Annotated in this window: 7 protein-coding genes; all 7 read left to right on the forward strand. The window is 61.4% G+C overall.

The features are described from left to right. Positions 1-19 precede the first annotated feature (19 nt). Positions 20-1,594, forward strand: a complete 1,575-nt coding sequence (locus tag QZQ97_RS03210; RefSeq protein ID WP_311992226.1) for an ABC transporter substrate-binding protein — start codon at positions 20-22, stop codon at positions 1,592-1,594. Positions 1,595-1,649: 55 nt separating this feature from the next. Next, positions 1,650-2,930, forward strand: a complete 1,281-nt coding sequence (locus tag QZQ97_RS03215; RefSeq protein ID WP_311992227.1) for a nitrate- and nitrite sensing domain-containing protein — start codon at positions 1,650-1,652, stop codon at positions 2,928-2,930. Positions 2,931-3,371: 441 nt separating this feature from the next. Continuing rightward, on the forward strand, positions 3,372-4,631 hold the full coding sequence (locus tag QZQ97_RS03220; protein ID WP_311992228.1) for a CmpA/NrtA family ABC transporter substrate-binding protein: 1,260 nt from the start codon (positions 3,372-3,374) through the stop codon (positions 4,629-4,631). 8 nt (positions 4,632-4,639) lie between these two features. Further along, complete coding sequence (gene ntrB / locus QZQ97_RS03225) at positions 4,640-5,524, forward strand: nitrate ABC transporter permease (protein ID WP_311992229.1); 885 nt, start codon at positions 4,640-4,642, stop codon at positions 5,522-5,524. 10 nt (positions 5,525-5,534) lie between these two features. Further along, positions 5,535-6,323, forward strand: a complete 789-nt coding sequence (locus tag QZQ97_RS03230; protein ID WP_311992230.1) for an ABC transporter ATP-binding protein — start codon at positions 5,535-5,537, stop codon at positions 6,321-6,323. A 10-nt stretch (positions 6,324-6,333) separates the two neighbouring features. Next, the gene (gene nirB, locus QZQ97_RS03235) at positions 6,334-10,479 is read left to right on the forward strand and encodes a nitrite reductase large subunit NirB (protein WP_442995186.1); all 4,146 of its coding nucleotides are present in this window, start codon (positions 6,334-6,336) and stop codon (positions 10,477-10,479) included. Next, entirely contained in the window at positions 10,476-13,127 is a 2,652-nt protein-coding gene (locus tag QZQ97_RS03240) for a nitrate reductase (RefSeq protein WP_311992232.1), read from the forward strand. Before nirB ends, QZQ97_RS03240 begins: the two co-directional genes overlap by 4 nt. The last annotated feature ends 4 nt before the right edge of the window (positions 13,128-13,131 follow it).

Consider the following 13,131-nt stretch of genomic DNA (forward strand, 5'->3'; position numbering starts at 1 on the left):
ATTGATGGAGAGTGTATCAATGAAACGTCTCATCCCAACGTTAGTGTTCAGCGCCCTGGCAGCGAGCTTCGGCGCGCAGGCCGCCACTCCGCAAGACACGCTGGTCGTGGTCAGTTCGCTGGAGGGGATTATCAGCCTCGATCCGGCCGAGAGTTTTGAAACCGTCAGCTCAGCCAACCTGGTCAATCTGTATCAGCGGCTGCTGGCACCCGATCGCGAAACGCCGGAAAAGCTGGATCCGGAACTGGCCAGTGGCTGGCAGGCGGGCGCAGATGGTCACAGCCTGATTTTTACCCTGCATGACAATCAGCGCTTTGCCTCCGGCAACCCGGTACGGCCGGAAGACGTGATCTTCTCATTGGTGCGCGCGGTGAAACTGAACAAGGCGCCGTCGTTTATTCTCGGCGAATTCGGCTGGACGCCGGACAACGTCGCAAGCCAGTTGAAAAAACTCAACGACAACCAGGTGCAACTGAGCTGGCCGGCGAATATCGGCAGCGAACTGGCGCTGCGATTGCTGACTGCGCCGGTGGCGTCGATCGTCGATGAGAAACTGCTGAGCGAACACAGCCAGGCGGGGGATTTCGGCAATGCCTGGCTGCGCTCGAACTCCGCCGGTGCCGGCCCTTACCGGGTCAGCAACTATGTGCCGCACGAAGCGCTGTTGTTTAGCCGTAACGATTACGCCCAGCCAAAAGCGCAGCTGAAAACGGTGTTGCTGAAGAACGTCAGCGACGCCGGCACCCGCCGCCTGCTGCTGCTGAAGGGCGACGCCGACGTGGCTTATGATTTGGGTGCCGATCAGTTCAACTCGTTGCGCAATGAAAAGGGCGTGCGTATTGAGCAGCATGACTCGGCAAATGTGTATTACCTGGGTTTCAATACCGGCAACCCGCAGCAGCCGGCGTTGGCTAATCCGGCGCTGTGGCAGGCGGCGCGCTGGCTGGTGGATTATCAATCCATCGCGAAAAATCTGCTGAAAGGGCAATATCGCGTCCATCAGGCTTTTCTGCCGGTCGGGCTGGACGGTGCCGTCTCGGACCAGCCGTTCAAACTTGACGTGGCAAAGGCCAGGCAGATCCTGCATGACGCGGGTATCGCGGAGGGCACTCGCATCGATTTGATCGTCATTAACCAACCGCCTTATACCGATATCGCCCAGGCGCTGCAGGCCAGCTTCGCCAAGGCCGGTTTGCAGCTGGATATCCACCCGGTGGTAGAAAGCGATCTGTGGGGCAAGATGCGCGGCCGCGATTTCCAGGCGATCTTCACCTATTGGGGGGCCGACTATCTGGATCCGAACACCAACGCCAGCGCCTTTGCTTACAATGTGCCGAACGGGCCGAAAACCCTGGCCTGGCGCACCCAGTGGACGATACCGGCGCTGAGTGCGGAAACCCGTGCGGCGGCGGCAGAAGGCGATGGGGTAAAACGCGCCGCGCGTTACGCAGCCTTGCAGCATGAAGTGCAGGCCAGCTCGCCGTACGTTGTCGCGCTGCAAGGGCAAACGCTGGTGGCGCTGCGCGACAACGTCAAGGGTGCCACGCTGAACATCGCCAACAGCATGCTTTATCTGGATCGCGTGAGTAAGTAACGCTACGGCACGGCTTTTGCAGGATCCGCCTATTTACCGTAACGGGGATCCTGTCATGAGCCGTAATAGCGCTTTCCCGCCCAGTGCCGGCGATTTTCTGCTGGCATCCAAACGCTGCGAAATCACCGTGCTGCAACAGCTGCTGCAGATGGGCCAGTTGGTTGGCCGGGTGAGCCAACTGATCCATGTGCTTCAGCGGGAGCGCGGCACCGTCAATATTTATCTGTGTTCGCAGGGCGCGCTGTTCGGCGAACGGTTGCCCGGCAGAACGCAGGACGTGGAGCAGGCCGAACTGGCGGTGCAACGGCAACTGGCGCAGTTGGATGCCGCCACGGCACCGCTGGCCAGCGCCAGCCGCCTGTTCAGCCGCATCGCCTGTGCGTTGCACAACCTCACCGCCTTGCCCGCGCTGCGCCGCCAGGTGCAACAGCAACAGGTCTCGCAGCCTGCCGCCATGGACACCTTCAATAACATCATTCACAGCCTGCTGGCGCTGGTGTTCGAGGCGGCGGATGCCTGCGTTGAGCCCGCCATGACGCGAGCGTTGATCGCCATGTTCAGCTTTATGCAGGGCAAGGAGCTGGCCGGGCAAGAACGGGCAATAGGTTCGGCCGGTTTTGCCGCCATGCATTTCAGTGAAGCGTCCCATGAACAGCTACTGATGCTGATCGAAGGGCAAGAGCGCTGTTTTCATACCTTCGGCGAGTTTGCCGACGAACAGTCGCTGGCTCAGTGGCGGCGCATACAGCAGCAGGATGACCGCGAGTTTGAACGCCTGCGTCGCATCGCCTGTACGCAATTGCAGTTGAGCGATCGCGCCGACACCAGCCTGCGCTGGTTCGAGATCACCAGTGCGCGCATCGACCTGATGAAACAGATAGAGGATCGGCTGGAGGAAGCGCTGATGGCCAGTTGCCGCCACAGCCTGGCCGAGGCCCGGCGCTCGCTGGAGGTAGATTACGTCGGTTACGTGCCGCCACAGGCGAGAGAAAGCTATGCGGTGTTCGTGGCCACCCCGCTGGGGGAGGCGTCGCCGCTGATGGGGGACGGCATCAATCCGCGTCTGGGCCGTTCCATGATGGAGTTGATTCAGCAGCAGTCGCAGCGGTTGCAGATTTTGTCAGAAGAGTTGGCGACGGCGCGCGCGACGCTGCATGAGCGCAAGCAAATTGAACGTGCCAAAGGGCTGTTGATCAGGCATCGCGGGTTGACCGAGGAGGAAGCCCACCGCTTGTTGCTCAAGATGGCCATGAATCAAAACAAGCGGCTGATTGATATCGCCAATGCCATGCTGGCGGTGGCGGATATTTTACCCTCCACCGGGGATACTCCTTAAGGAGTATATGCACACAGTCAGTGCAGTTAATGCCTTGCCGTTGTGCAACGTACCCCGTCGCCTTTCAAGCTGCAGCGTTGTTCCTGCTTGCAAGATCCATCCAAGGGCCTTGCCCCTTTGGGGCCGCTGCAAGCAGCGTTCAAATCGGTTCCCGACAGATTTGTCACTCACCCCAGTGACTTAAGTAAGCGCCTGGGGATGAGCGAGCTGGGCGCCTGGCTACAACTCGAAATTCATGGGGTACATATTGGTGGGTTTAAAATGACAGATTTGGCGATTTGGCACGCAAGCTGCATTAACTAAAACGTAACCCGGCCAATGGCGGCCGGATTGCCAACAAGAATTTGGATAAAGGCGTCCTTTCAGCATGTTCACCCCAATGGTGGAATGTGCTGATGGGACGCCTTTTTTATTTTTATCGCCTGATTGAAGGACTTGCTGATGACGCATACCAAACACCCTGGGCTTGAGTTGACGCGCCGCCGCTTTTTGGCCGGCAGCGCGGCGCTGGGCGGCAGCATGTTGCTGCCTGGCCTGATGAATACGGCCTGGGCGGCAGGCTCTGACGCACCGGAGAAAAAAGAGATCCGCGTGGGCTTTATCCCGCTCACCGACTGCGCCTCGGTGGTGATGGCGGCGGTGAAAAAGTTTGACGAAAAATACGGCATCAAAATCATTCCCAGCAAAGAAGCCAGTTGGGCAGCGGTACGCGACAAGTTGCTGTCCGGCGAGCTGGATGCGGCGCACGTGCTGTACGGCATGGTGTATGGCCTGCAATTGGGCGTAGCCGGGCCGCAGCACGACATGGCGGTGCTGATGACGCTCAACAACAACGGTCAGGCGATCACGCTTTCCAACCAGTTAAAGCAGGCCGGCGTCACCGATGCGGCCACGCTGAAAAAACACGTCGATGCCAGCGCCAAGGGGACTTACACCTTCGCCCAAACCTTCCCGACCGGTACCCACGCCATGTGGCTCTATTACTGGCTGGCGAACGCCGGCATTCATCCGTTTGACGACGTGCGCAACGTGGTGGTGCCGCCGCCGCAGATGGTGATGAACATGAAGATCGGCAACATGAGCGGTTTCTGCGTCGGGGAGCCGTGGAACCAGCGCGCCATCGCCGAAAACATCGGTTTTACCGCCGTCACCACCCAGGAAATCTGGCCCGATCACCCGGAAAAAGTGTTGGGCACCACGGGGAATTGGGTGGCGGCCAACCCGAACAGCGCCCGCGCGCTGACCGCCGCCGTGCTGGACGCCGCACGCTGGATAGACAGCTCCGACGCCAGCCGCGAGGAGACTGCCCAGGTGGTGGCAGGGCGCGCCTACATCAATACCAAACCGGAAGTGATCACCGGCCGCATGCTCGGTCAATACCAAAACGGTCTGGGCAAATCCTGGCAGGACGCTCATGCGATGCGCTTTTTCCATGATGGCGAGGTGAGCTACCCGTATCTGTCTGACGGCATGTGGTTCCTGACCCAGCATCGCCGCTGGGGCCTGTTGAGCGCCGAACCGGACTACCTGGCCGTTGCGCAAAAAATCAACCGTACCGAGATCTACAAACAGGCGGCAAGCGCGGTGGGCGGGGTGAATCTTCCCGGCAGCGACATGCGTGCCAGCACGTTGTTTGACGGTAAACGTTGGGACGGCAGCAATCCGGCGGAATACGCCAACAGTTTCTCTTTAAAGCGCTGAGGTAACCGATGAAAAATCTCGCTGAACGTATTGATATTCAAACGCCGACCAGTGCGGAAATCCTGCCGCTGAAAATCCCGGCCGCCGCGAAGCCGCAGCCCAAACCGCGCTGGAGTTTGCCTTTACAAAGCGCTTTTCGCCGTGCGGTGCCTGCTGCATTGGGACTGGTGTTGACCCTGGTTATCTGGCAGATCGCCGCGCTCAACAGCAAGGGCTTTCCTACGCCTCTGGCGACCTGGCAAGCGGCGCTGACGCTGTTTGCCGATCCGTTTTATTCCGCCGGGCCGAACGATCAGGGGATCGGCTGGAACGTGCTGGCCTCGTTGCAGCGTGTAGCCACCGGTTTTGGGCTGGCGGCGTTGGTCGGTATTCCGGCCGGGTTCCTGCTGGGGCGCTTTGCCTTTCTGGCGAACATGCTTAACCCGATCATTTCGCTGCTGCGCCCGGTCAGCCCGTTGGCCTGGCTGCCGATTGGCCTGCTGCTGTTCCAGCGTGCGGAGCCGGCATCAACCTGGACCATTTTCATCTGCTCCATCTGGCCGATGATCCTCAACACCGCAGAAGGCGTCACGCGCATTCCGCAAGACTATCTCAACGTGGCGCGGGTGCTGAAGCTGTCTGAGTGGACGGTGATGCGCAAAATCCTGTTCCCGGCGGTGTTGCCGTATGTGCTGACCGGCGTGCGCCTGTCCATCGGCATCGCCTGGCTGGTGATCGTGGCGGCGGAAATGCTGACCGGCGGCGTCGGCATCGGTTTTTGGATTTGGAATGAATGGAACAACCTCAACGTCGAAAATATCATTATCGCCATCATCGTGATCGGCGTAGTGGGGCTGCTGCTCGAGCAGGGGCTGATGTTACTGGCAAAACGTTTTAGCTATCAGAACCGTTAAGGAGCGCGCCATGAAACCGATTATTCAGGTCCAGAACGTCAGCCAGCGCTTTGCCACCCCACAGGGGGAGTTCATCGCGTTGGATCGGGTAAGTTTCGATATCCAGGCAGGGGAAACCGTCAGCCTGATCGGCCATTCCGGCTGCGGCAAGTCGACGCTGCTGAATTTGATCGCCGGGCTGACCATGCCCAGCGACGGCGTGCTGTTGTGCGATAACCGGCAAATCACCGGGCCGGGGCCGGAGCGCGGTGTGGTGTTCCAGAACCATTCGCTGCTGCCGTGGCTGACCACCTACGAAAACGTGGCGCTGGCGGTGCATCAGGTATTCCGGCGTGAAATGACGCGCGGCGAAATGCGCGAGTGGATCGAACACAACCTGGCGTTGGTGCATATGAGCCACGCGCTGCACAAGCGACCGCATGAAATCTCCGGCGGCATGAAACAGCGCGTCGGCATCGCCCGTGCGCTGGCGATGAAGCCCAAAGTGTTGTTGATGGACGAACCCTTCGGTGCGCTGGACGCCTTGACCCGCGCCCATCTGCAGGATGCGGTGATGGAAATTCAGCAACGGCTGAACACCACCATCGTGCTGATTACCCATGACGTCGATGAAGCGGTGCTGCTGTCCGATCGGGTAATGATGATGACCAACGGCCCGGCGGCCACCGTCGGTGAAATTCTTGAGGTGAAGCTGCCGCGTCCGCGTTCACGGGTGGCATTGGCTGACGACCCGGATTATCACCATTACCGTCGCCAGGTGCTGAAGTTCCTCTACGAGAAGCACGCGAAAGCGGCATGAGAGCCGGATGATGGACAAAACTCAACTGGTGGTGATTGGCAACGGCATGGCCGGGATGCGGCTGGTGGAGACGCTCTGCCGGCTGGCACCGGCGCGTTATGCCATCACGGTGATTGGCGAGGAGCCGCGTGGCAACTACAACCGTATTCTGCTGTCGCCGGTGCTGGCGGGGGAAAAGGCGTTCAGCGAGACCCTGTTGCACGATCTTGACTGGTATCACCGGCACGATGTGCGGCTGCTGGCCGGTGAACCGGCGCTGGCGGTGGACCGGCAGCAAAAGCGAGTGATGACTGCCCGGCATGAGGTGCCCTATGACCTGCTGGTGTTCGCCACAGGTTCGCGTCCGCTGATGCCGCAACTGCCCGGCGTGACGCTGAACGGCATTTACGGTTTTCGCACGCTGGACGACGTTGAAGCCATGCTTGACCGCTGTCGGCCAGGGCGGCATGCGCTGGTGGTAGGGGGCGGCGTGTTGGGGATCGAGGCCGCCGCCGCGCTGATGCAGCGCGGCATGACCGCCACCGTGGTGCACCGAGGCACACACCTGATGGAGCGGCAGCTGGATGCCCGTGCCGGGCGGATGCTGCAACACAACCTGTTGCAGCGCGGTATCGAATGTCGGCTGGCCTGTGAGGTCAGCCGGTTCTACGGCACAGAGCAGGTTCGCGCCGCCACGCTGAGCAATGGCGAGCAGCGCGACTGCGATTTGGTGGTGATCGCTGCGGGCGTGCGGCCTGAAATCAGCCTGGCGCAGGCCGCCGGGCTGGGTTGTGAGCGCGGCATTTTGATCGACGATCGGATGCAGACTGAGGATCCGGCGATCTTCGCCATCGGCGAATGCGCTCAGCTTGGCGACATCACCTTCGGCCTGGTAGCGCCCTGCTGGCAGCAGGCGGGGTTATTGGCGCAGCGGCTGAGCGGTGAGCAGGTGCCGGGCTACCGGCCGGCACCACTGCATACCCGCCTGAAGGTCAGCGGTATCGACATGTTCAGCGCAGGCGAAATGATCGCCGACGCGCAAACCGAGCTTCACCATGCCGAAGACCCGCAGGCGCAGCATTATCGCCGCCTGCTGGTGCGCGACGGCAGATTACAGGGCGTGTTGCTGTATGGCGACGCCCAGGACAGCCCTTTTTATCTGCAGCAGTTGGGTCAGCCGGTGAACCAGCCGGAAGCCCTGCTGTTTGGCAGTAGCGAACCCGAGGCGCCGCAGGCGTCTGACGAGAGGACATCTGATATGCATAAGCCCGTTTTGCTGGTTGCCGGACACGGCATGGTCGGTCATCACTTCCTGGAACAACTGGTCGCTCGCGAACTGCATCAGCAGTATCACATCGTGGTCTTTGGCGAAGAGCCGGTGGCGGCTTACGACCGGGTACACCTGTCGGAATTTTTCTCCGGTCGCAGCGCCGACTCATTGTCGATGGTGGAAGCGGGCTTTTTCGAGCGTTCCGGTATTGAACTGCGGCTGGGGCAGGCGGTTTGCGCCATCGATCGCCGGCGCAAATGCGTGATCGACGCCGAGGGGCGTGAAACGGCCTACGACCACCTGGTACTGGCGACCGGCTCTTATCCATTTGTCCCGCCGATCCCCGGCAACGATCGCCCCGGCTGTCTGGTTTACCGCACGCTGGAGGATTTGGCGGCGATTGCCGAATGCGCCGCCAGCGCCAGCGTGGGCGTAGTCGTTGGCGGCGGTCTGTTGGGGTTGGAGGCCGCCAATGCCTTGCAGCAGCTTGGGCTGAAAACCCACGTGGTGGAGTTTGCGCCGCGCCTGATGGGGGTGCAGCTGGATGACGGCGGCGCGGCGATGCTGCGTAAAAAGATTGAGGCGCTGGGTGTGAGCGTACACACCGGTAAGCAAACACAGGCGATTATCGAGGGTTCATTACACCGTCACAGTATGAGTTTCGCCGACGGCGAAACCCTGGACGCTGATTTGATTCTGTTTTCCGCCGGTATCCGGCCGCGTGACCAGCTTGCCCGCGCCGCTGAACTGGAGGTCGGTCCACGCGGCGGCATCGTGATTGACAGCCAGTGCCGCACCAGCGATGACGCTATCTATGCCATCGGCGAATGCGCTTTATGGAACGGGCAAATTTTCGGGCTGGTGGCACCGGGGTATCAAATGGCGCGCACGCTGGCGGATCTGCTGGCCGGGCGGGAAAACGTGTTTTGCGGCGCAGACATGAGCACCAAGCTGAAGCTGCTGGGTGTAGAGGTGGCGTCGATCGGGGATGCACAGGGTCATACGCCCGGTAGCCAAAGCTACAGCTGGGTCGACGGCCCGGCGGAAGTGTATAAAAAACTGGTGGTTGATGCCGGCGGCAAACGGCTGCTGGGGGCGGTATTGGTCGGCGACAGCAGCGAATACAGTACGTTGCAACAAATGATGCTCAATGATCTGCCGCTGCCCGCCGCACCGGAAAGTCTGATTCTACCGGCCTCGGTCGGCGGCGCGCCAAAAGCGCTGGGCGTATCGGCGTTACCGGCCACGGCGCAGATTTGTTCTTGTCATAACGTCAGTAAAGGCGATATCAGCTGTGCGGTGGAGCAAGGCTGCGGTGATTTGGCGGCGGTGAAGGCCTGCACCAAAGCCGGCACCGGCTGTGGCGGTTGCGCCGCGCTGGTGAAACAGGTGATGGAGCACGAACTGCAGCAGCGTGGCGTGGTCGTGAAAAAGGACGTATGCGAGCATTTCGCCTATTCGCGTCAGGAGCTGTATCACCTGGTGCGGGTCGGCAATATTCGCACCTTCGACGTTCTGTTGGCCCGGCATGGCCATGGGCGCGGCTGCGAAGTTTGCAAACCGCTGGCGGGATCGATTCTGGCGTCGTGCTGGAACGAATACCTGCTGAAGCCGCAGCACTTGCCATTGCAAGACACCAACGATCGTTTTTTCGCCAACATTCAAAAGGACGGCACCTATTCGGTGGTGCCGCGTGTGCCGGCCGGTGAAATTACCCCGGCGGGGCTGATCGCCATCGGTCAAATCGCCCAGCGCTATCAGCTGTACACCAAAATTACCGGTGGCCAGCGGGTCGACCTGTTTGGCGCCCGGTTGGAGCAACTGCCGGAAATCTGGCAGCAGTTGGTCGACGCCGGGTTTGAAACCGGCCATGCCTACGGCAAGTCGCTGCGTACGGTGAAATCCTGCGTCGGCTCAAGCTGGTGTCGTTATGGCGTGCAAGATTCTACCGCGCTGGCGATTGAACTGGAGCATCGTTACAAGGGATTGCGATCGCCGCACAAAATCAAGATGGCGGTATCCGGCTGCACGCGCGAGTGCGCAGAAGCGCAAAGCAAGGACGTAGGGGTGATCGCCACCGACAAAGGCTGGAATCTGTACCTGTGCGGCAACGGCGGTATGAAACCCCGTCACGCGGATTTGTTCGCCAGCGATCTCGACACCGCAACGCTGATCCGCATGGTCGATCGTTTCCTGATGTTCTATGTCCGCACCGCCGATCGTCTGCAGCGCACCAGCACCTGGATGGATAACCTCGAGGGCGGGCTGGATTACCTGCGTGAGGTGGTGCTGGAGGATAGCCTGGGTATCGCCGCCGATCTGGAAAACGAAATGCAGGCGGTGGTCGGCAGCTACCAGTGTGAATGGCAGACCACGCTCGCCAGCCCGGATCGTCTTAAGCTGTTCCGCGCCTTTGTGAACAGCGATCGACCGGACGAAGCCATTGTCTGGCAGCCGGAGCGCGGCCAGCGCCGCCCGGCCAGCGGAGGGGAACGCGGGCAGGTTATCGAAGTGCAACCGGCCTCGGCCGCAGGCGATCAGTGGCTGGATGTCTGCGCGCTGACGGACATCCCCGCCAACGCCGGCATTGCCGCACGCCTGGGGCAACGGCAGATTGCGCTGTTCCATCTGCCGGACAGCGGCGTTTATGCGCTGGCGAATCAGGAGCCGGACAGTGACGCCAACGTGCTGGCGCGCGGGCTGCTGGGTGACGTAGCCGGTGTGCCAGTGGTGATATCCCCATTGTACAAGCAGCGTTTTCGCCTGAGCGACGGCCGCTGTGTGGATAATGGGCAACGTGGCGTCACCGCCTGGCCGGTGCGGGTGACGGCGGGCAGAGTCTGGGTATGCAGCCAACCGCTGGCGGTGCAGGCCGTCATGCCGGAAGCGACCGGTGCCGCATCATGACTGCCGCGCACTGCACCACCTGTCCTTACTGCGGCGTTGGCTGCGGCGTCGCCGTCGAAAAGCGCGGCGACGGTGCGGTAGTCGTCAGTGGCGATATCGCGCATCCGGCAAATCAGGGGCGATTATGCGTGAAAGGCAGCGCGTTGGGAGAAACCCTGGATCTGACCGGCCGGTTGCTGCAACCGCAGGTTGACGGCCGAACGGTGGGTTGGGACGAGGCGTTGGAGCAGGTGGCGCTGCGTTTTAGCCGCGTAATTGAACAGCATGGCCCGCAGGCGGTGGCATTTTACGCTTCCGGCCAGTTGTTGACCGAAGATTACTACGTCGCCAATAAGCTGATGAAGGGCTTTATTGGCGCGGCCAATATCGACACCAATTCCCGGCTGTGCATGGCATCGGCGGTGGTGGGTTACAAACGGGCGTTCGGCGGCGATGCGGTGCCTTGCTGCTATGAGGACATCGAGCAGGCGGATCTGGTGATCCTGACCGGCTCCAACACCGCCTGGGCGCACCCGGTGGTATATCAGCGGATGGTGAAAGCGCGCCAGCAGCGCCCGCAAATGCGTGTGGTGGTGATTGATCCGAGAGAGACGGCGACCTGCGATATCGCCGATCTGCACCTGCCGCTGCGTCCCGGCAGCGACGCCGCGCTGTTTACCGGTGCGCTGCGTTGGCTTGCCCAGCACGATGGCGTGGATAACGCCTTTTTACGCCGGCACGCCAACGGTGTGGAAGAAACCCTGGCGGCGGTGGCTGACTGGACGCCGGAGCGGGTAGCGGATTTTTGCGGGCTGCCGCTCAGAGACGTACTGGCATTTTTCAATCTGCTGAAAACATCGCGCGATTGGGTGACGTTGTATTCCATGGGGATCAATCAGTCCTCAAGTGGTGCGGATAAATGCAACGCAATCATCAACCTGCACCTGGCGGGTGGACGCATTGGCCGACCGGGCAGCGGTCCGTTTTCCATTACCGGCCAGCCGAATGCGATGGGCGGGCGCGAAGTGGGCGGGCTGGCTAATCAGTTGGCGGCGCATATGGGGTTCAGCAACGAGGATACCGACCGGGTGCAACGTTTCTGGCAGTCGCCGTGTATTGCCCGCCAACCGGGCCTGAACGCGGTGGAACTGTTCCAGGCGATGGCCGCCGGGCAGGTGAAAGCGGTGTGGATCATGGGCACCAATCCGGCGGTGTCGCTGCCGGATGCCGACGCGGTACGACAGGCGCTGAAGCAGTGCCCGCTGGTGGTGGTGTCGGAAGTGATGGCGGCGACCGATACCGCAGAACTGGCGCATATCCGCCTGCCGGCTCTGGCCTGGGGCGAAAAAGAGGGCAGCGTAACCAACTCCGAACGTTGCATATCCCGCCAGCGCGCGTTTTTGCCACCGCCGGGAGAGGCGCGGGCCGACTGGTGGATCCTCAGCCAGGTGGCTCGGCGCATGGGCTATGGGGCGGCGTTCGGCTACCGGCACCCTTCGGAGATTTTCAGCGAACACGCCGCGCTTTCCGGCTTTGAAAATGACGGAACGCGCGCCTTCGATATCAGCCTGCTGGCGCAGTGGGATCGGGAGCGGTGGTTGCATATGGCACCCGTACAGTGGCCGGTGAATACCCATCACCCAGACGGTTGTCGGCGTCTGTTCGGCGATGGCCGCTTTTTCCACGCGGACGGCAAAGCGCAACTGCTGCCGGTGACGCCGCGTCTGCCGCAAAATACGGTATCGCCGGGTTACCCGTTGGTGCTGAACACCGGCCGTATTCGCGATCAGTGGCACACCATGACGCGTACCGGCAAAGCGACGCGCCTGATGCGCCACCTTAGCGAGCCGTTCTGTGAAATGCATCCGCAGGATGCGGCGGCGTTGGGCATCGCCGATAACGCACTGGTGCGGCTCAGTTCGCCCTACGGCTGGATGCTGGCGCGGGCCCAGTGTCATCCGGGGCAGCGGCGCGGCAGCGTATTCGCGCCTATGCACTGGAATGGTCAGTTTACCGCTCAGGGCCGGGTCGACAGTCTGATCCCGCCGGTGGTCGATGCTCATTCCGGCCAGCCGGAAAGCAAACATGCGCCGGTACGGGTCAGCCCGTGGCCGACGAGCTGGCAGGCGGAGATTTTCCTGCGCGCCGAGGTGGCGCCACCGGCGGGCATTTACTGGAGCCGGGTAGCGCAGGATGGCCTGACCCACTACATCATGGCCGGGCAACAGCCGATCGAAGACTGGCAGGACTGGTTACGGCGGCATTTTCCCTTGGCGGGGCTGACGCTGCAAACCGCGCAACTGGCCCAACGCGGTTTGCACGTCATTGGTTGGCGTCAGAACGAGGTGCAACTGGCGTTTTATGTGCGCCAACAGGCTCCGATGCTCGATCGACCGGCAATTCTGAGCGCTTTTGCACAACCGCCGGTCAGCGGGCCGCAACGGTTGGCGCTGTTGGCGGGGCGAGGGGGTGCGGGGCAGCCGGCGGCCGGGGCGACGATTTGCAGCTGCTTCGGCGTGGGCGAGAACCGCATTATTGCGGCGATTCAGGCGGGCTGCCACAGCGCCAGTGAACTGGGCGATCGTCTGCAATGCGGCACCAACTGCGGTTCTTGTTTGCCGGAACTGAAAAAGTTGATTCAACAGCATGCGGCCCAACGGGTGGCATAGCGGA

It is taken from the genome of Serratia sp. root2 (assembly GCF_031931805.1).
Lineage (GTDB): Bacteria > Pseudomonadota > Gammaproteobacteria > Enterobacterales > Enterobacteriaceae > Serratia > Serratia inhibens.